21 protein-coding genes are annotated in these 21,172 nt (G+C 38.3%); all 21 read right to left on the reverse strand.

The genetic code is table 11. The features are described 5' to 3' along the window. Window positions 1–12: 12 nt before the first annotated feature. Window positions 13–1,305, reverse strand: a complete 1,293-nt coding sequence (locus ACYT32_RS05735; protein WP_395265089.1) for an alkaline phosphatase family protein — start codon at window positions 1,303–1,305, stop codon at window positions 13–15. Window positions 1,306–1,474: 169 nt separating this feature from the next. Continuing rightward, window positions 1,475–3,193: a phospho-sugar mutase gene (locus ACYT32_RS05740; RefSeq protein ID WP_395265090.1), complete on the reverse strand. Its 1,719-nt coding sequence runs from the start codon at window positions 3,191–3,193 to the stop codon at window positions 1,475–1,477. 143 nt (window positions 3,194–3,336) lie between these two features. Next, the gene (locus ACYT32_RS05745; RefSeq protein ID WP_395265091.1) at window positions 3,337–3,591 is read right to left on the reverse strand and encodes a helix-turn-helix domain-containing protein; all 255 of its coding nucleotides are present in this window, start codon (window positions 3,589–3,591) and stop codon (window positions 3,337–3,339) included. A gap of 189 nt (window positions 3,592–3,780) precedes the next feature. Further along, window positions 3,781–4,722 (reverse strand): thioredoxin-disulfide reductase, encoded by a 942-nt coding sequence (gene trxB, locus ACYT32_RS05750; RefSeq protein WP_395265092.1) that lies wholly within the window; start codon window positions 4,720–4,722, stop codon window positions 3,781–3,783. Window positions 4,723–4,786: 64 nt separating this feature from the next. Continuing rightward, a complete protein-coding gene (gene lgt, locus ACYT32_RS05755) occupies window positions 4,787–5,602 on the reverse strand; it encodes a prolipoprotein diacylglyceryl transferase (protein ID WP_395265093.1) in 816 nt (271 codons plus the stop codon). Beyond that, on the reverse strand, window positions 5,602–6,558 hold the full coding sequence (gene hprK, locus ACYT32_RS05760) for an HPr(Ser) kinase/phosphatase (protein WP_395265094.1): 957 nt from the start codon (window positions 6,556–6,558) through the stop codon (window positions 5,602–5,604). The genes lgt and hprK overlap by 1 nt, the downstream gene beginning before the upstream one ends. A 157-nt stretch (window positions 6,559–6,715) precedes the next feature. Then, window positions 6,716–7,069, reverse strand: a complete 354-nt coding sequence (locus tag ACYT32_RS05765) for a phage holin family protein (RefSeq protein ID WP_395265095.1) — start codon at window positions 7,067–7,069, stop codon at window positions 6,716–6,718. Window positions 7,070–7,098: 29 nt separating this feature from the next. Next, a complete protein-coding gene (locus ACYT32_RS05770) occupies window positions 7,099–7,356 on the reverse strand; it encodes a PspC domain-containing protein (protein WP_395265096.1) in 258 nt (85 codons plus the stop codon). 52 nt (window positions 7,357–7,408) lie between these two features. Further along, window positions 7,409–8,101 (reverse strand): phosphate signaling complex protein PhoU, encoded by a 693-nt coding sequence (gene phoU, locus ACYT32_RS05775; RefSeq protein ID WP_395265097.1) that lies wholly within the window; start codon window positions 8,099–8,101, stop codon window positions 7,409–7,411. A gap of 9 nt (window positions 8,102–8,110) precedes the next feature. Beyond that, window positions 8,111–8,869 carry a phosphate ABC transporter ATP-binding protein PstB gene (gene pstB / locus ACYT32_RS05780; protein ID WP_395265098.1) on the reverse strand — a complete coding sequence of 253 codons (759 nt, stop codon included), beginning with the start codon at window positions 8,867–8,869 and terminating at the stop codon, window positions 8,111–8,113. A 12-nt stretch (window positions 8,870–8,881) separates the two neighbouring features. Continuing rightward, a complete protein-coding gene (gene pstB / locus ACYT32_RS05785) occupies window positions 8,882–9,688 on the reverse strand; it encodes a phosphate ABC transporter ATP-binding protein PstB (RefSeq protein ID WP_395265099.1) in 807 nt (268 codons plus the stop codon). A 2-nt stretch (window positions 9,689–9,690) separates the two neighbouring features. Continuing rightward, window positions 9,691–10,578, reverse strand: coding sequence for a phosphate ABC transporter permease PstA (gene pstA, locus ACYT32_RS05790; protein ID WP_395265100.1), 888 nt, complete (start codon window positions 10,576–10,578; stop codon window positions 9,691–9,693). Beyond that, window positions 10,578–11,498 carry a phosphate ABC transporter permease subunit PstC gene (gene pstC / locus ACYT32_RS05795; protein ID WP_395265101.1) on the reverse strand — a complete coding sequence of 307 codons (921 nt, stop codon included), beginning with the start codon at window positions 11,496–11,498 and terminating at the stop codon, window positions 10,578–10,580. The genes pstA and pstC overlap by 1 nt, the downstream gene beginning before the upstream one ends. 1 nt (window position 11,499) lies before the next feature. After that, a complete protein-coding gene (locus ACYT32_RS05800; protein WP_395265242.1) occupies window positions 11,500–12,333 on the reverse strand; it encodes a phosphate ABC transporter substrate-binding protein PstS family protein in 834 nt (277 codons plus the stop codon). A gap of 139 nt (window positions 12,334–12,472) precedes the next feature. Then, window positions 12,473–14,122 (reverse strand): sensor histidine kinase, encoded by a 1,650-nt coding sequence (locus ACYT32_RS05805; RefSeq protein WP_395265102.1) that lies wholly within the window; start codon window positions 14,120–14,122, stop codon window positions 12,473–12,475. A gap of 2 nt (window positions 14,123–14,124) precedes the next feature. Continuing rightward, the gene (locus tag ACYT32_RS05810) at window positions 14,125–14,790 is read right to left on the reverse strand and encodes a response regulator transcription factor (RefSeq protein WP_395265103.1); all 666 of its coding nucleotides are present in this window, start codon (window positions 14,788–14,790) and stop codon (window positions 14,125–14,127) included. Further along, window positions 14,787–15,903 (reverse strand): peptide chain release factor 2 gene (prfB, locus tag ACYT32_RS05815; RefSeq protein WP_395265104.1). Its coding sequence is split into 2 segments (ribosomal slippage): window positions 14,787–15,830 and window positions 15,832–15,903, totalling 1,116 coding nucleotides; the frame shifts between segments, so codons are not numbered across the junction. The genes ACYT32_RS05810 and prfB overlap by 4 nt, the downstream gene beginning before the upstream one ends. A 40-nt stretch (window positions 15,904–15,943) precedes the next feature. Further along, window positions 15,944–18,304, reverse strand: coding sequence for a preprotein translocase subunit SecA (gene secA, locus ACYT32_RS05820; protein WP_395265105.1), 2,361 nt, complete (start codon window positions 18,302–18,304; stop codon window positions 15,944–15,946). Between the two features lie 213 nt (window positions 18,305–18,517). After that, on the reverse strand, window positions 18,518–19,066 hold the full coding sequence (hpf, locus tag ACYT32_RS05825) for a ribosome hibernation-promoting factor, HPF/YfiA family (protein WP_395265106.1): 549 nt from the start codon (window positions 19,064–19,066) through the stop codon (window positions 18,518–18,520). 96 nt (window positions 19,067–19,162) lie between these two features. Next, window positions 19,163–19,843: a ComF family protein gene (locus ACYT32_RS05830; protein WP_395265107.1), complete on the reverse strand. Its 681-nt coding sequence runs from the start codon at window positions 19,841–19,843 to the stop codon at window positions 19,163–19,165. After that, on the reverse strand, window positions 19,830–21,149 hold the full coding sequence (locus tag ACYT32_RS05835; RefSeq protein WP_395265108.1) for a DEAD/DEAH box helicase: 1,320 nt from the start codon (window positions 21,147–21,149) through the stop codon (window positions 19,830–19,832). Before ACYT32_RS05835 ends, ACYT32_RS05830 begins: the two co-directional genes overlap by 14 nt. Window positions 21,150–21,172: the final 23 nt, after the last annotated feature.

Raw genomic sequence — 21,172 nt, forward strand, 5'->3', positions numbered from 1 at the left:
ATTCCCTCTCTTTTAATCCTTAAATACATCATCAATACAACGGCCAGCTAAAGGTTCCGGAAATTCTAAACCTAATAATCGGGCAAAAGTCGGTGCTTCATCGACCAAATTAGCTTGTTGAACTTGATGTCCAGCCTTGATCATTGGTCCATTAAAAATCACCGTCGTCTTATAATCAGGTTTATTGGGATGGTAGCCATGGACCCCTTGATAACGGTCAGCATCACCCATCATTTCTGGCAACACCTTTTCAACGACTTGAGCACGATCACTTTCGTCGGTGAAATAGTATCCCGCTTTCGCTTCAACCATGAAGGTACACTCAGGATCAGCCCCCATAGCAATTGCTTCTTGTTGAGAATATATTTTTTCAACACCTTCAACACCAGAGATCAAGTCACGCAAGCGCTGCTGCTGACCAAAATTTTTCGTATAAATATACGTAGAACCATCACAATTCTTAGCCATAACTTGCCAATCATTTGCAAAAGTTTGATCAGGTTTAGCTGTGAGCCAATTTCTCTTGGCAAATAAAGTATTTAAATGAATCATCTTATCAACATTTATTTGATAATGGTCCCCAAGAATCACAAAGTTTGTGTCTTCAAAGGTTCCTGCTTCTTTAGTAGCTTGGATCACTTGAGCGACATGTTTATCTAACCGTTTTAAAGCCGCCATCGCTTCCTCAGACAAAACGCCATAACGATGTCTCATGCTATCCATGTCAACCAAATGCAATAAAGTTAAATTTGGTTTTTTATTCTTCAACGTGTCCACGGCACAGGCAGTAATAAACTCATCTAATTGCGGTTGCTTAATACCATTACGTAATTTTCCATACTTTTGATTCATTTTCAGAATAAATAATGGTGAACTGGCTTTTAGAGAAACCAGTACTTGATTGGTCCAAATACGGTTTGGGAAAATTTCAGCCAAATTATAAGTTATCTTACTACCAGCAGTTACCGGCCACAAAAAGGCTGAGGTAGTTAGTTTCTTTTGATGTGCTAAATCGTATAAAGTAGGTGATTTAACATCTTTTTGATACCAATACCAATCGGGTGAACGACGCTTTGGCTGAATCTTGGTATTATTGACTATCCCATGTACATTGGGATACTGACCAGTGATAATTGATGTATGAGAAGGATAAGTCAATGTTGGATAAATTCCCTTAACCTCTTTGACCCAAGTACCACTTGTAACTAACTTGTTCAAAGTAGGTAGTTGTGCTTGATGCTCGTTGATATCTCTAAATCCTAATGAATCAAGCGAGATAATTACTAAATGTTGATTGTTCGACAATTTATTTTCCCCTTTTCACAAACTACATTAAAATATTATATCGCAATCTAAAAAACACGGTAATAAATGATCAAAAATTGTTCAATAAAAAAATCCCCTGCTTTCGATAATAAAAGCAGAGGATATAATAAATATTGCTGTTAATCTGAGACAAACTTAGTTAAAATCTTTATTCCCAGCTCTCAACTTCTTTGCCAAAGTCGACGAGCTTTTGTGCTGCTCCAGCTTCTGTGTCACTCTTAACACCAATATAGAACTTCATCTTTGGTTCAGTTCCTGAAGGTCTAGCAGCAACCCAAGTTTCATCAGCTAAAACATACTTCATTACATCAGCCTTTGGTAAACCAGTTTCTTTAGTTCCATCGGCTGTCGTATCAGTATCATTGAGATAATCGATCGTTTCAACTACTTTTACACCGTTGATTTGATCGATTCCCTCTTCACGTAAAGTCTTCATGATCTGAGCCATTTTATCTTTACCTGAAATACCGTCAAACGTCTTAGAGATAGTCTTTTCACGGTAGTAACCAAACTCCTCATAGAGATCTTCTAGAGCATCATAGATCGTCTTGCCTTTTGATTCATAATAAGCTGCAGCTTCTGCCAACAACAAAGTTGACTGCATAGCATCCTTATCACGGACAAATGGCTTAACGAGATATCCATAACTCTCTTCAAATCCAAATAGAAATTCATTGCTACCTGTTTTTTCAAATTGTTCGATCTTTTCAGCAATATACTTGAAACCAGTCAAAACATCGAACATCTTAATGTCATATTTATTAGCAATTGCGGTCGCTAATTCTGAGGAAACGATCGACTTCACAACTGCGCCATTGGCAGGTAAAGCTTGCAAATTTTTCTTTGCTTGCAACAAATAGTTCAAAAGAACTGAAGCAATTTGATTACCTGTCATTAATTTATAAGAGCCATCTGGTTGTCTGACAGCTGCACCTAGTCTATCGGCGTCAGGGTCGGTAGCAATCAGAATGTTAGCACCAATCTTTTTACCTCGTTCAATAGCGAGATCAAAGGTTTGGGCAAATTCTGGATTAGGGAACGGTGTCGTGGCAAATTCTGGATCAAGGATGGCTTGTTCAGTTACCATATTGAAATTCTTGAAACCTAGTTGTTGGAAAATTCTTGGAGCAATCATCTTACCCGTTCCATGAAGTGGTGAGTAAACGAATTTCATCTTGTCACCAATATCTTGGATCAACTTAGGATCAACGATAACTGTTTCTAGATTTTTCATGTAATCTATATCAACGTCTTCACCAATCAAAGTCAATAACTTTTCAGCTCTTAATTTTTGAACTGATTTAACCTTGATAGCGAAGAGGTCGTTTGCCTTACGAGCAAAACTAGTAATATTGTCAGATTCAGTTGGTGGCATTTGTCCGCCATCTGGACCATATATTTTGAAACCATTATATTGTTTAGGATTATGACTTGCTGTGATCATAATACCTGCATAAGTATGCAAGCTTCTGACCGCAAAGGATAATTCGGGTGTAGGTCTTAAACTATCAAATACATAGCTGTGAATATTGTGAGCACCCAAAACTTTTGCTGATTCGTACGCAAAGTCTTGAGAATAATAACGTGAATCATAACTAATTGCGACACCTTGTGCCTTAACTTTTTCATCCAAAGTATCCATGAATGAAGCTAAACCTTCAGTTGCTTGGCGAACTGTATAAATGTTCATCCGGTTGATACCGGGTCCAATCAAGCCACGCATACCCGCTGTACCGAATTCCATTGGTTCGTAAAAAGCTTCTTCTGCTACTTTAGGATCTTGTGCAATTTCTTGTAACTGTTCTTTCATATCTAAATCTAAATCTTTGTAGTCAAGCCATTGTTGCATATTATCTTGCCAAGACATTAAACTCGTCCTCCTAATTTGTAAGTACTTACAACCATTATAGCAATCATAGAGTACTATTAAAATTTGATTTACGTAACTTTAACAATAAAATTTTAAACCATCCTTAAAATTAGCTCATCAAATTAACAAATTAGGATCAATTAGTTATCTTCACTGCTGACCATTCGGTTGATATCAATGTCATAGTACTTAGCAAGTGCAATCAAAGTGTCGATATCCGGCATCCGAATTCCTGTTTCATAATGAGAAAGAGTTGTCACATCAATATTTAAATGTTGAGCGACTTCCTTTTGAGTAACGTTTCTCTCTCGTCTCAGTTGTTTCAGATTAGAGGCAATATTAAACCCTGACTCGTGCATTAGACGGTCCATATTTTTATCTGCAACTTCGCGCATAAGAATCACTTCCTTACTATAATTTATACATATTATATGTTTAAACATGTACGAAGTGGAATCAATTTTTAACAATAATTCTTTCGATATTTAAATCATGAATTATTATTCAATTTATAAAAAAAGGGTTATATGAACGACTTTTTTTCATCGTTCATATAACCCTCAACGGTTGTTTCTATAAAAATTTTAATTGGCTGAAACTTTGTCATCAGCAAGTTCTTGGATATAACTGAACGCTTGTTGTCCAGCAATTCCACCCTCACCGACAGCTGTTGCAATTTGACGCAGATCTTTCTTACGAACATCACCGACAGCCAAAATACCAGGTACTTTAGTTTCCATGTGTTCATTAGTATCGATCCAGCCAGCTTCATCAAGGATACCTAGACCCTTGAATGAATCAGTCATTGGTTGAATACCAACATAGATAAAGGCACCCTTAGCTGGAACAACATGTTCAGCACCAGTTTCTTTATCAATGTATCTAACGCCACTTACTTTGTCGTCTTCACTCATGATTTCTTTTACATCAGCGTTCCAAACAAACTTGATCTTATCGTTCTTAAATGCACGATCTTGGAGAATCTTTTGGGCACGAAGTTGATCACGACGGTGAATGATTGTTACAGACTTAGCAAGTTGAGTTAAATAAATTCCTTCTTCAACGGCTGAATCGCCACCACCAATAACAGCAACGTCTTGGCCTTTAAAGAATGCACCATCACAGACAGCACAGTATGAAACTCCACGTCCTGAAAGTTCTTCCTCACCAGGTACGCCGATCTTCTTATATTGTGAACCAGTGGCAATGATTACTACCTTAGTTTCATAGTCGCCATCATCTGTATGAATGATTTTGACATTTCCTTTATCCTCAACTGATTCTACTGCTCCATAACCGAAGTCAGCCCCAAACTGAGTTGAAGATTGATACATCTTTTCACTCAAATCAGGTCCCAAGATTGAATCAAATCCAGGGTAATTTTCAATCGCAGCGGTGTTATTCATTTGACCACCGTAGATACCACGATCAAGAATCATTACTGATAAGTTAGCACGTGAAGCATACAAGGCAGCTGTTAAACCACCAGGACCCGCTCCAATAACTACTACATCATATGTTTTCATCGTCGATTACCTCCTATTACTCAACAAATCTTACCATTTATTTTCAACTTAGCAATTAAATTGCTCACAATTCATTATACCAAGGCTCATCATATTTCCTGCGCCGATAAATAAATAGGATAATCGCAACCACAAATAAAATCAAGGATAACATCTGTGAAACACGAATTCCGGGCAAAAGATATAAACTATCTGTCCGCATCCCTTCAACAAAAAATCTTACGGCTGGATACCAAATCAAGTAAGTTAAGAAGACTTCGCCTCGTTTAAAGAAATGACTCTTATTTCGCAAACTGATAATCAATATGAGACCAATCAAATTACCAACTGACTCATACAAGAAAGTCGGTTGACGATAAGCACCGTTGATAAACATCTGTTCCACGATAAAGTGTGGCAAATGCAACGACTCTAAAAAGTGCAAACTTGTTTTAGCACCAAAAGCCTCTTGATTCATGAAGTTTCCCCATCGGCCCACGATCTGGCCTAACAAAACTGACGGTGCAGCAATATCTAACATCAACCAAGGTGAAAGTTTTCGCTTACGGCACAAGACTATCAGTACGATAAAGGCCGCAATCAAACCACCATATATGGCAATTCCTCCATGCCAGATTTTAATAATTTCACCAGGATTAGCTAAATAGAATGGCAATTCAAAAATCACATAATACAATCTAGCCCCGACTAAAGCGATCGGCACACCATACAAAACTAAATCCAAAATATTATCTGGGTCCATATGCCGTTTCTTGGCTTCGCGCATGGCCATTAATACTCCGACCAAGGCCCCCAAAGCGATAATGACCCCATACCAGTGAATCTGTAAACTACCAAGCTGAAAAGCAATTGGATTCAAAGCTAATAAATCAAAGTTCATCAGTTACTTTCTCCATTTTTTGTTTTTTCCTCATTCTCTTTGATCAATTGCCCTAAATTATCTTCAAATTTCTTTGTTGCATCGTAACCCATCTTCTTGGCCCGATAATTCATAGCGGCAACCTCAATAATAATGGAAATATTCCGACCAACTTTTACAGGAACGGTAATCTGTGGTACATCAACGTCAAAGAAAGTTCGTTTGTCTTCTAAAGTACCGATCCGGTCATAATTCTTATCAGCTGACCAATTTTCCAAATTAATGATCAATTGGATCTCACTTTGCGAACGAACAGCACCGGCACCAAAGAGGTTCATAACATCGATGATACCAATTCCTCTGATCTCTAGCAAATGATTGAGAATCTTAGGAGCTTCTCCGACAATCGTTTTTTCATCACGTTGATAGACATCAACCCGATCATCAGCAATCAGACGATGACCTCTTTTAACAAGTTCCAAAGCTGTTTCACTTTTACCAATTCCCGAATGACCCGTCAACAGAATTCCAATACCGTAGACATCAACTAAGACACCATGAATTGATTCCCGAGGAGCTAATTTTTCATCCAAATATTCAGTAATCATACTGGAAAGACGTGTTGTTGGCAGTTCTGAACCGATGACCGGAACATTATGCTCAGTGGCAGCTTTCAACAATTCTTTACTTGGCTGAATGTTTCGAGAAATCAACAATGCTGGTGTATCCTCACGACACAGTTCAAGCATAACTTTATAACGATTATTCTCCGTCATTGAACGTGAGTATGCTGATTCGGTTTGTCCAAATAACTGGATCCGTTCACTTGGGTAGTAATCGAAATATCCCGTTAATTCGATTCCTGGACGAGAAATATCACTCGTAGTTATTTTTTCTTGGTCCATTAAATCTGCGCCTGCGTAAACCTTTAGCTCATTATCTTTGACCATTTCAGATACTGTCACAAAATTTGTCATAACCAACCCTCGCAAAAATCATATTTTAGTTTAATTCTATCATTAAACTAGCTAAAAAGAAGAGCTTGAGACATAACTCATTCATCTTGTTCCAAAGCAAAAATGCCCTTGATTCTAAAGTTGGATTAGAATCAAAGAGCATTTTTATTTATCGAATTTATAAGTTGTCATTTGTATAAGTATTAATAATTGAATTACAAATCGCTAAGATCACTGCCACGATCAACGTTGAACCAAAGCCATTAAAGTGAAAACTGTTTGAACCAACTAACGCAGAAGTCAATTCCAAAATTATGGCATTTATTACAAAAGAAAATAATCCAAAAGTAATAAACGTTATTGGTAGTGAAATGATATGTAACAGAGGCTTGATAGTCCAATTCAAGAAAACCAATACCAAACTAGCTAGGACCGCCGTCCCAAAACTAGCAATCTGAAACATACCTGGAAATAGGCGCGCTATCGCTAAAAACAATAGCGTTTGTATTACCAATTTGATTAGAAATTTCATTTTATACCCTCATTTAACTCTCTATTGAATCAATAATATTTTTTAGAATCTTTGGCTCTCGATCTTTTCTTCGTACGATTATAGCTTGTCTCTTGAATATTGCGCTTCTCAGGAAACGAAAAGACACAAATTATATAAACTAAAACTGGTAAGAAATAAGTAAATGGTAAAAAGAAGATAAATGCCAAACGAATCCAAGTTGAGTCAATTCCAAAGTACTCTCCCAAACCACCGCAAACGCCAGCCAGCATTCGATCAGTACTTGATCTGGTAATTTTTTTCTTCATGTTATTATCACCTCAACTCGTCCAAAAAATATACTACAGATTGAGATAATTATCAATTATCGTGAGGATAATCCTCATCTGCAATATGCTTCTGATTCAGTTCTACCACATGTCCACTGTTCAAGTAAACTACCCATTCACAAATGTTTGTGGCATAATCGCCTGCTCTTTCCAAATAACTGGAAACTAGCATATAAGAAGAGCCACTCAGAACGTAGTCGCCTTCTTTTTGCATTTCTGTAATACTCATCTTGTTGATCTCAGCACTCAAATAGTGTTCTTTGACATCTCGACTAGCGACTTCTTCAGCCATCTTACTGTCTCGTTTCAAGTAGGCTTCCAGTGAGTCTTCAACGATACTAGTTGTAATCTCACCCATATCAGCAATCAATTTTTCAATTTCAGGGATTCTAGTTTCTCCCTTAACTCGAATTGTTTCTTGAGCGATACTGACTGCATGATCACCCATTCGTTCCAAGTCTGAACTGGCTTTCAAAACGGTGACGATCATCCGCAGATCAGAGGTCACTGGTTGTTGCAAAGCAATCATTTCAAAGGACTCTTTTTCCAAGTCCATCTCACGTCGATTGATCACGTGATCATTTTCAATAACTTCTCTTGCTAGAGCTTTATCATGGTCAACATAAGCTTTTACAGACTTCATAATAGCTTCACTGGCCATCATACCCATTTCTGAGAAGCGCAAATGTAAATTATTTAATTGTTCCTCAAATGTTGAACGCATCTTTTTCTCCTAACCGAATTTTCCAGAAATATAGTCTTCCGTTTGTTTTTCCTTGGGATTTAGGAAAATATTACTTGTTTCATTAACTTCAATCAGTTCGCCGTTCAAGAAGAAAGCAGTATGATCGGAGATTCTTGAAGCTTGTTGCATATTGTGTGTAACTGTGATGATCGTATAGTTCTCTTTTAAAGCTAGCATTGTATCTTCAACCTTGGACGAAGATATAGGGTCCAAAGCTGAAGTTGGTTCGTCTAATAAGATAATATCAGGTTTCACTGCTAAAACTCTAGCAATACATACTCTTTGCTGTTGACCACCAGATAATGATAGAGCACTCTGGTGCAATTTGTCTTTAACATCATCCCAAACAGCCGCATTTTGCAAACTAGTTTCTACAGCTTCATCCAATACCGCTTTATCCTTGATACCCGCTAATCTTAATCCATAGATAACATTATCATAAATTGAGAAAGGAAATGGGTTTGGTTGTTGAAAAACCATTCCCACTTGTTTTCGCAATTCAACCGTGTCAATACTAGGTGCATAGATGTTTTTACCATTCAAAGAAATCGTTCCCGTTATCGTTACGTTTGGAATTAAATCGTTCATACGATTCAAACAACGCAAGTAAGTGGATTTTCCACAACCAGAAGGGCCGATCAGAGCTGTAATCTCATTCTTGTTGAAATCGAGATTAATACCCTTCAAAGCCTCTTTTTTACCATAAAACAAATGTACATCTGAAGAAGTTAAAATTTTTTCTGCCAAGGTTAACGCTCCCTATCCAAAGTGTCCAGAAACATAATCTTCAGTCGTCTTAATATGGGGACGAGTAAAGATTTTTCTAGTTTCATTAAATTCAACCGCATGTCCCATATGGAAAAATGCCGTATAATCGCTGATTCTAGCCGCCTGTTGCATATTGTGAGTTACGATGATGATCGTGAATTTATCTTTCAAACTCATCATCGTTTCTTCGACGTTCGACGTTGAAATTGGATCAAGCGCACTTGCAGGTTCATCCATCAATAAAATATCAGGTTTCATGGCAATTGCGCGTGCAATACAAAGTCGTTGTTGCTGTCCCCCAGAGAGTGCTAATGCACTTTTATTTAAATCATCTTTAACTTGGTCCCATAGTGAAGCCTGCTTCAAAGTGGTTTCAACGATCTCATCTAACTTTTTACGATCATGCAATCCGTGACGCTTCAACGCAAAGGTTATATTGTCATAAATTGACTTGGAAAATGGATTTGGCCGTTGAAAAACCATTCCGATATGCTTTCTAACTTCATAGATATCCACATTGTCTTTGTTGATATCTAAACCACGGTACATGATTTGGCCTTTAACGCTGGCCCCATCAACATTATCATTCATTCGATTGAGCGACCTTAAATAAGTCGACTTACCAGAACCAGAAGCTCCAATCAAAGAAGTGATCTTGTATCTTTCAAACTGCAATGAAGCCTTGTGCATGGCCTCTTTTTGACCATAGAAAACTTGTAGATCCTTAGTCTTCAAAGCGATTTCATGTTCATCCTCATTCAAATGAAGGATGTATTGTTGATCTGCTTGTGTGTCCATCACTATTCACCCGTCATTCTCTTATAAACTAAATTACCAATGTATCTAGAAAGTAAATTGAAAATCAATACCGCAATGATCAAAACTGCTGAAGCACCCGCTGACACTTGTACTGCATCAGGAATCAATCCTTCCGAGTTAACTTTCCAAATATGTACCGCCAAAGTTTCAGCTGGTCTCATCAAGTTTAACGGACTCGTAATGCTGAAAACATTGAAATTGGTAAAGTCTAGTGGAGGTGCACTCTGACCTGCGGTATAGATCAAGGCAGCAGCCTCACCAAAAACTCTACCAGCACCAATGATCATACCAGTAATAATACCTGGCAAACCATCAGGAATAATAACGTGAATAACAGTTTCCCATTTTGAAAGTCCTAAGGCTAAACCGGCCTCACGTTGAGATTGTGGTACTGATTGCAAGGAATCTTCAACATTTCTTGTCAAAATTGGCAAGTTGAAAACCGTCAGCGTTAAAGCACCAGACAAAATTGAAAAACCAAATTTGAAACTAATTACAAAGATCAAGAATCCAAATAGTCCCACAACGATCGATGGCAATGAACTCAAAACTTCAATCGAAACACGGATCAAATCGACGAATTTATTTTTACCAGCGTATTCTGATAAATAAATCCCCGCACAGATTGAAATGGGAATTGAGATCAACATCGATAAAATCAATAAGAAAAACGAGTTGAACAATTGAATGCCGACACCGCTACCGGCTTGGAACGCTTTAGATCCTGAGGTGAGAAAATGCCAATTAACATAGCGTAGTCCGCTACCTAGAATATATATCAACAACCCGGCCAGAATCAAAACAATGATTCCAGACATAAAGTAAATTACGCCTGTTGCAATTTTATCTTTAGTTTTTTCATTGAACATTAAAATTCACCTCGCTTAGCAATTCTTCTGATAACGAAGTTGAATAGCAATGACATCAATAATAGTAATAAAGCCAATGACCAAAGCGCATTGTTTGGTGTTGAACCCATAATTGTATTACCCATATTCATTGTTAAGACACTTGTTAAAGTCGATGATGGTGAGACTAAATTTTGTGGCAACAGCATCGCATTACCGATAACCATTTGAACAGCTAAGGCTTCACCAAAAGCACGAGCCATACCAAAAACAACCGCCGTCAACAATCCCGGTGTTGAAGCTCTCAAAACAACTTTAGAGATTGTTTGCCATCTGGTTGCGCCTAAAGCCAATGAAGCTTCACGATAATAACGTGGCACTGCTCTTAGTGCATCAACTGACATCGAAGTGATCGTTGGTAAAATCATAATAAAGAGGACAAATGATCCAGCTAAAATACCAAAACCACTACCTCCAGCAAAACTTCTGACAAATGGCACGATGATCGTTAAACCGAAGAATCCATAAACTACAGATGGGATTCCGACCAATAATTCGATAACGGGCTGTAAAATTTTTCGACCCCATTTAGGCGAAATTTCAGTCATGAAAATAGCCGCTGCAATGGCAAATGGTGTACCGATCAATGCTGCAATCAAGGTAACCGCAAATGAGCCGACGATCATTGGAGCTGCCCCGACAATTGGATGCCCAGCACTATCTAACTTACTAGGTGACCAAACCGAGTGCGTCAAAAAGTTGATTGGATTGACGCCATCCTTAATGAAAATAATTAAACCTCGGGAAGCAATGAACCCAATAATCGTAATAACTAACAACACAATAATGGCTGTAAAACTAAAAGAAATAATTTTACCGCGAGTTTCTCGTTTAGCTGAGACTGATTTCTTAGTTAAACTCTCTCTAATTGGATCTTTCAAATTACTTTGCCCCCTTTGAAACCGGCGTTACATTGCCTTTATAATCCTTTTGATACTTCATACTATTGATTGGTACGTAATTCATTTTCTTAACTACATTCTCTTGGACATGTTCAGTCATAATAAAATCAAGAAATTGCTTAGTCATACCAGTTGGTTTGCCATTGGTATATAAATGTTCGTATGACCAGATCTTCCAGCGATTATTCTCAATATTTTCAATTGTTGGTTCAACGCCATTGACCTTAATGGTTTTGACTGAACTATTTAAATAAGGCATCGCTAAATAGCTGATCGAACCTCTGGTATTATTAACGATCTGACGTACCATTCCACTGGAATCTTGCTCTTGAGAGCGCACGAACGGAGTTCCGTTCATAACATCACTTTCAAAGGATGCTCGAGTCCCGGAACCATCAGCACGGTTAATGATCGTAATTGGCAAATCTTGACCGCCAACTTCTTTCCAATTTTTAACTTGACCAGAGAAAATCTGTCTCAATTGAGTAATTGTTAAGGACTTAATCTTAACGTCTTTATTTACGACGGGAATCATGCCGACTGCAGCTATTCGATGATCGACAAGTTTGCTAGCATCAATATCTTTTTTCTGTTCAGCGTAAAGATCAGAATTACCGATATTAACGGCTCCTTGTTGAATCTGACTCAGTCCTGTACCTGTCCCGCCACCTTGAACGTTGACATATTCGTTCGGATTATCCTTGGTGAACTCTTCCCCGGCAAGTTCCACTAATGGTTGGGCTGCTGATGAACCTACAGCCGTAATCGTCTCTTGGCTTCCGCTGCCCTTGCAACCACTCAAAATCAATACCATGGGGATCACAACTGCAATTAATGCGACAAGTCTTCTTTTCAATGTCCTCACCTCTATCCAACTAGCATAGTACAACAATGTATATTTTTTGTATAAAAATAGCCACAACAAAATAAAATAATTTGTTGCGGCATTTTTATTATAGTGGTATGTCGACTGTGAAAGTTGTGCCTAGACCTTTATGAGATTCTATGCGAATATCGCCATCTAATGTATCCAAGGTTTCCTTTACGATAGCCAATCCAAGCCCGGTACCACCAGTCTCCAAACTTCTAGACCGGTCAACACGATAGAAACGTTCGAAGATTCTTCCTTGATCTTCTTCCGATATACCGATTCCAGTATCTTTAATAATAAACTTGATTCGGTTCTCAATTTCATCATGATGTACTTCGATATCGATCTCACCGTGCTCTTTGTTATAAGAAATAGCATTTTTGATCAAATTACGAAATACCAGATTGATCTTTTCTCGATTAGCAGTCACTTCAGGATTACCGGCATATTCTTGCTTGACCTTCAAATCATGTTTCTTAATTGCTAAGGATTGACGTTCCAAAATATGATTTATATCATCATGCAAATTGAAAATCGTCGCCTTTTCGGTGTCGCGTCGAACCTTGGACAATGACAGAATATCTTGAATCAAATCTGACAGACGAACACTTTCGCTGTGGATAATTTCCAAGAAATGTTCAGCCTTTTTAGGATCGTCTTTGGCACCATTCAGCAAGGTCTCTGAGAAGCCTTCGATCGAAGTAACAGGCGTCTTTAGTTCGTGACTGACATTGTTGACGAAGTCGACTTGCATTCTTTCAATCTGTCGGCTTTCTGTCAAATCATACAAGATAACTAAAACTTGTTGATCAAAGTCTTCACGTGAGTGAATCAAACGAATTACGTTGACATCAACATACTTTTGAGAATTACCAACTAATTGAATCTCACGGTGGTGATTCTTATTCTTTCTCAAAGTATGCTCGATCATTCGACTTAAACTATAAGTTTTAACATCTTCAATGAACGGATGAATATCATTTGAAATATTGACATCCAATAAACTAGACATGGCCTGATTATGCATCAAGACATCCCCTTGAGAATTCAAGAGCATGACACCGATTGGCAAGTGTCCCACCAAACCTCTGAAGCGGCGCTCACGCAATCTAACATCATCTCGAAGGTCATTGATATCCATACTGATCTTATTAGTCTGTTCAACCAAACCATAAAGTTCATCGTCTGGAGCTAGAATAATCGATGCCATCTCTTTATTCTTGCGAACCCGACGCAGATTTTCTGTTACGCTCTTGATATCGTTACTCAATTTTTGACGCTTGCGGTAATAGAACAAGATCACCGAATCAGTAATCAAAAAGTACATCAAAGTAATGATCACAAAAGTCATCGGACTTTGACTCCAGAGACGATCATATTCTTTAGCTACGATATGACGTTGCGTCCCCGACATGAAGTACATGGTTCTAGTATTCAGCGTTGAATCGGTCACATAATCTTTGCCTGGAGCCGTACGGCCGTTATGATACATGTCATAAGCCTTTTGTTGCATCTTGGTATTTTCCTTCGATGTATCAACATAAGTTAGGCCAGCTATTTTTGCTGCCTGCGCCGGTTCATGGTTTTTCTTCAATTCTTGATAAGAAACAGTTTCTTCGGTAAACATATCATTTTGTGAGTTGCTCAAAATACTATCTGAAAAAGTCACAATAATGAGAAAGACAGCGATCGAAATTAATATAGCAACTATTGGTCCTAATCTTTTTTTCATCGTTATACCTCTAAAATATAACCGAATCCGTGCACGGTTTTAATTATTTGTGGGTCTTTAGTATCCTGTTCAATTTTATCACGGAGGTGGCTGATTTGAATATCAACCATCCGCATTTGAGAATTGGAGTCTACGCCCCAAACATTGTCAAATATTTGCTCCCTGGAGACGACAATCCCTTTATTTCTAATCAGATATTCCAACAATTCATATTCTTTTTTCGTTAACGGAATCTCTTGACCATCCATTACTAAACTCTTCACATCGGTATTGAGTTCAAACGACTGATGAACTTCTTCATGAGATGTTCGTCTCAAAACCACTTTGATGCGAGCTAATAACTCTTTGATACTGAAAGGTTTAGTAACGTAATCGTCAGCTCCACTGATCAAACCTTCGATTTTATTCTCTTCGGTATCTACTGCGGTTAAAAAGATCACTGGAGTTAAATTACCAGCCTTACGCATCTTTTTTAACATCTCAATGCCGCTCAGCTTTGGCAACATTTGATCCAAAAGAATCAGGTCAAACTTCTCATCGGTCGCCTTATCTAACGCCATTTGTCCATCAACGGCTGTTGAAACTTGATAATCATTGTCTTCAAGATTATATTCAATCAGTTCTAAGATTGCTGGTTCATCGTCAACAACTAAAATTTTCTTCTTCATTGCTGTTTGACCCCTTGTAGTTTCCATTGAAGATAGGCATAAATAAATGGATCTAAATCCCCGTCCATAACGGCTTGACCATTGCTAGTCGAGTAATTCGAGCGATGATCTTTGACCATCGTATATGGATGGAAAACATATGATCTAATTTGCGATCCCCAACCGATATCTAATTGTTCCCCTTGAATCTCAGCATGTTTCTTAGCTTGTTCTTCCTGCTCACGTTGGAAAAGTTTAGCCTTCAGCATGTTCATAGCTGTTTCACGGTTTTGTAGCTGCGACCGTTGTGCCTGTGAACTAACGACGATGCCGGTTGGCAAATGAGTAATTCGAACCGCTGAAGAAGTTTTATTGATATGTTGTCCACCAGCTCCAGAAGATCTGAATACATCAACCCGCAAATCATCATCGTTGATTTCGACATGAATGCTGTCGTCTAGTTCTGGCATCACATCAACGGAGGCAAAAGAAGTATGCCGTCTTCCGGCTGAGTCAAACGGCGAGATTCTCACTAGCCGATGAACCCCTCTTTCAGAACGTAACAATCCGTATGCATTCTTTCCTTGAATCATCATTGAGACACTCTTGATCCCAGCTTCTTCACCTGGTTGATAATCTTCAATTTCAACGCTGAAGTTGTGCTGGTCAGCCCATCTCTGATACATCCGCAACAACATTGAACCCCAATCTTGAGATTCAGTTCCGCCCGCACCAGGGTGAATTTCTAAGATTGCATTATGAGAATCATATGGTTCGGATAACAACATCATTAACTCATATGAACGAAGTTTTTCAGCCAATTTATCCGAATCGTCCACCAATTGATCCATCAATTCTGCTTCCGGATCTTCTTGATACAATTCAGCTAAAACTTGCAGATTCTCTAATCCTTCGCTCAAAGCCTTGAAGTTATCATATTTATCTTTGAGTTCATTGGTAGAATCAATCAATTGTTGAGCTTTTTCATGATCATCCCAAAAACCATTTTCCGTCATTTTAGCTTCATTTTCAGCAATACTTTCTTCCAGACTCTCTAAGTCAAAGAGACCCCCTGAATTGCTTTATTTTATTCTCCATTTCGGAGATCCTATTTCTAATTTCACCGAATTCCATTTAATCACCCTTATAAAAAAAGCCGGCCAATGGCCAGCTTTTATCTTTCCATATTTTGTCTGATCTCAGCCTTCATGAATAATCTTGTTACATCATATTCAATATCTGAAACCATCTCTTCGAACATACGATACCCTTCTTCTTGGTATTCAACTAATGGATTCAATTGTCCGTAGCCACGTAGACCAATTGATTGACGTAGTTGATCCATTGCATCGATATGATCTGTCCAGTGCTCGTCGACCACTCTAAGAATAACAACTTTTTCAAATTCTAGCATCTGTGAAGGGTCGCCAAGTTGATCTTTCTTTTGTTCGTAGTTCTTGTGAACAAAGTCCATCAAATAATTAACGATTTCTTCTTGAGATTTAAGTTGTAAGTCAACAACATCGATTTGATCATCACCGACTAAGGCAGCTTTAGCAAAATCAACGATAGCATCTAGTTCCCAGTCTTCTTTTTTACCAGTTGTATGAACGTCGACTTGTGCCTTAATAGTTCTTTCGATCATTGGAAGCAAGACGCGATCAAGATCTTTGTCTTCTGTAATAACTTCCATTCTTTCTTTATAAATAACTTCACGTTGTTCACGCATAACATCATCGTATTGCAAAGTATTCTTACGAGTATCGTAGTTATTACCTTCAACACGTTTTTGAGCGGACTCAACTTGACGAGTCATCATACGGCTTTGAATAACGGCGTCGTCATCTTCAACCTTCAAAGCTTTCAAGACACGTTTGATTCGATCAGAACCAAAACGCTTCATCAAGTCATCTTCTAGTGACATGTAGAATTGAGTTACACCAGGATCACCTTGACGACCTGAACGTCCACGAAGCTGATTATCAATACGACGAGATTCATGACGTTCTGTACCAATAACGCAGAGGCCACCTAATTCTCTAACTCCAGGTCCTAATTTAATATCAGTACCACGACCAGCCATATTAGTAGCAATTGTAACGGCGCCACGTTGACCGGCATTCATAACGATTTCAGCTTCCTTGGCATGGTTCTTAGCATTCAAGACAGCGTGAGGAATACCTTCTTTATCGAGCAATTTAGAAAGATATTCTGAAGATTCAACCGCAACTGTACCAACCAATAAAGGTTGACCTTTGGCGTGGCGTTTCTTGATTTCTTCAACAACGGCAGCAAATTTACTCTTCAATGTAGGGTAAAGTACATCATCCTTGTCATCACGGATAACTGGCTTGTTAGTTGGAATTGAGATAACTTCCATGTTATAGATTTCTCTAAATTCTTCTGCTTCAGTTTTAGCAGTACCAGTCATACCAGCCAACTTATCATACATACGGAAGAAGTTTTGGTAAGTGATGTTAGCCATAGTCTTAGTTTCATCTTGGATCTCTACGCCTTCTTTAGCTTCAATAGCTTGGTGTAGTCCATCAGAATAACGACGACCATCCATAACACGACCAGTAAATTGATCAACAATCTTAACTTCGCCTTCTTGAACCACGTAGTCAATATTCAAACTCATGATGTAATTAGCACGCAAGGCTTGGTCCAAATGGTGATTCAAAACGGTATTATCAATATCGTACAAGTTATCAAGGCCAAAGTAATCTTCAGCTTTTCTGATTCCAGTTTCTGTCAAACTGATTGACTTAGTTGGCCAATCGATCTTGTAATCGTCTTTTTCAAGAGTTTTAGCAAAACGGTCAGCACGAACGTACATTGCAGTTGACTTTTCAGCTGCACCAGAAATGATCAATGGTGTTCTAGCCTCATCGATCAAAATTGAATCGACCTCATCGACAATTGCATAGTGCAATGGACGTTGAACCATTTGTTCTTTGTAAACGACCATGTTGTCACGCAAATAATCGAAACCTAATTCACTGTTAGTTGAATAAGTGATATCGCAGTTATAAGCCGCACGCTTTTCTTCTGGGTCCATACTATTGACGTTCAAGCCAACAGTTAAACCTAGCCAGTTGTATAACTCACCCATTTGTTTAGCATCACGTCCAGAAAGGTATTCGTTAACTGTAACAACGTGAACACCCTTTCCATCAAGCGCATTTAAGTAAACTGGCAAAGTAGCTGTCAAAGTTTTACCTTCACCAGTTTTCATTTCAGCAATATTTCCTTCATGTAAAGTAATACCACCAATTATTTGAACTCTAAATGGATACAATCCAAGAACTCTCTTTGCACCTTCACGAGCAGTAGCAAATGCTTCTGGCAAAATATCGTCTAATGTTTCGCCCTTTGCTAGTCTTTCTTTAAATTCAGGAGTCTTAGCTTTGAGCTCGTCATCTGAAAGTTTGCTGTAAGCATCAGCATAGCTTTCAACCTTATCGGCAATTTTGCCCATACGTTTAACTTCTCTTTTATCGCTTTCGACCCATCTTCTTAGTGGATTTGCCATTATAATATATCTCTCCTAAGTGTTATAAACATACTCTTAATAGTAGCATTTTTTTTTCAACATTTAAACTTAATATCTATTTAATTAGACTTCTCAGGATTACAATGATACACCAATTTTCACTTCTTTGTGTTAAAAATGCTTTACAATCACTTTCCTGAGAACAAAAAAAGCCGAGACACATAAATGTCTCAGCTAAAAAATTTTGTAATTTTATTCATTTGTTTCAATCAAACCATATTTACCATCATTACGTTTATAAACGATGCTTGCACCATTTGTTTCTGAATCTTCAAAGATAAAGAATTGGTGACCGAGCATTTCCATTTGTAGAACTGCTTCTTCAGCATCCATTGGTTTCAATGATAGACGCTTTGTTCTAACAATTTGTGACTCGTCTTCTTCGGTGTCGCTTGGTGTGATGTCATCTAATGGAACATCCTTTAGACTGCCACCTTCACGGCTCTTACGGTTGACACGTGTCTTGAATTTCTTAACTTGTCTTTCAAGCTTGTCAACAACTAGATCGATTCCCGCATACAGATCATCGTTTAGTTCCTCAGCTCTTAATGTGATGTATGGCAATGGAATTGTTACTTCAACCTTTGTACCTTTTGAAGGGTATGTTTTCAAGTTTACATGTGCAATTGGATTACTGTCATCACTGAAATACTTTTCCATCTTGGAAATTCTCTTCTCGACATATTCGCGAATTGATGAAGTTACTTCAATATTTTCACCACGTACATTAATAGTTAACATAATAATCTCTCCTTCCGACGATAGGAAATTAAAGAGCTCTCTTACATCTCTTTAGTGTAATTATAATATTCTTAAGGAAATATGACAACGTTTCCATTACCTCGATAATGAAAAGGTGGATATTTTCTCAAACCCAGCCTGCCTGAATATCTCTCGGGCATGCATCAAAGTCCGACCAGTCGTGTATATATCGTCCAAGATCAAAATACTTTTAGTGGTTTTGATTTGCTTAAGATTTGGTAAAGACGAGAAAGTTTGTGGTGTCCTCAAACGCTCCAAACGATTCTTTTGAGCCTGCGGTTTATCGGCATCCGCCTTTACTAAAAGTGGCTGTAATTCAAAAATGGCAGCGTACAATTCATAAACCGGATCAAAGCCTCTGGTCTGCAGATGTCCGGGACTGGCGGGAATATATGTCACTACATCAAAGTGATGCTGCAGAGACCAATTTTTAATATCTTGAAAAAATAATCGTGCCAACAAGACATCGCCATATCGTTTATACAGCTTGAAGTAGCTGTGTATGAACTGATTATACTCAAACAAAGCATAATGGCAATTGATTACCTGATACTTTTCTTCCCAAATTTTACAATCTTGACAGACTTCACTGGCATTGGGTTTCATGCAACGAAGACAATTATCCCGATTTATCAACGGCGCCAACTGTTGTCGACAGCGATCACAAATATATTGAGGAGTTATTTCATGCCATAAAAAAATTTCTGCAAGTGATAAATTGCGTTGGATAAAAGCTCCACAGTTAAGACATTCCATGTTTTGCCTCACTATTTAAAAAATGAATTTCTCGGTTAGCTTGACGGATCTGTTCGTTATAGTATTGATAATAAAAATGCACCTCATCATCAAAAGCTTCCTTATCCCGGCCAGCCCGTCCCGCAATTTGAATCAAGGCCGTCTTGGAAAACTCCTTTGCCTGAGCATCAAGCACCATGACTGTGATCTTTTTGAAAGTCACGCCCCGTTCCAAAATGGTAGTCGTCAAAATCGCTTGAACTTCTTGCTTGCGAAATTTTTGAACTTTTTCTAACCGTTGTGGATCTTTTGAAGAAACATCGACAAAGTTCAATTGCGGATATAGTTTGGTTAACGTTTTGGCAAACTTTTTCATTTGCGGAATTTGCGGAAAAAAAAGCATAAAACGCTGGTTATTTTTGATCAGATAATTGAGTTTAAGCCGTAGTCGTGGATTAATACCTAAAAAATATGGACTTTTTAAGAGCAAATGACCATGAGGTTCGGGCAGTGGGTGACCGTGGAATCTTTGATATAATTTAGAGATGGAAATTTTTTGCTGCTGAACTAGTTGTAATAACTCTTTGGGTGGTGTCGCTGATAGATAAACGATTATTCCTTGTGATTTTTTAGCTTTCTTAATTGCCAGATGTAGCATTTCATCCCCAGCTAGTGGAAATGAATCGACTTCATCAACGATCAAGACATCGAAAGCTTTTTCAAAACGAACCAACTGATGAATCGTCGCAACCATAATTTGGGTCAAAAAATACTTTTGCTCACTCTGTCCATGAAATAGTCCAATCGAAGTATTAGGAAAGGCCGCTTGAATCCGTGGGAATAATTCAATACAGACATCGATTCGAGGCGAGCATATTGCAACTCGTTGGTTATTGATCAAAGCCTGTTCAATCAGTGGAAAAATCATCTCCGTCTTACCAGCTCCTGTCACCGCCCAGACCAAATGATCACGGTGGTGCTGGTAAGCCGAAATAAGCTCACTGACGCCCTTCTTCTGATTAGTGGTCAATTGACCATGCCATGCTAAATAACGCCCTTGGCGGGGGAATTTTAGCTCTGTGGGCGTAATCAGTAACCGTTCATCAATTTGAATCTTGCCCAGATTGATACAATGCCGACAATACTGATGATCTATCGGTAACTTTTGAATTGCCATTAGGCACCGCCGACAAAATAGTTTATTATTCTTTTTAAAAGTCGCCGCCACGATTTTGCCGCCGTCATGGCAGAGTTGTTGCATATCTTCAGGCGATATATCAGTGGTTTTGATTATCCGCCCACCTAAATAACTATTTAATTTGTCCATAACTAAAACTACGTAAAGGAGAA

It is taken from the genome of Companilactobacillus sp. FL22-3, assembly GCF_054881455.1.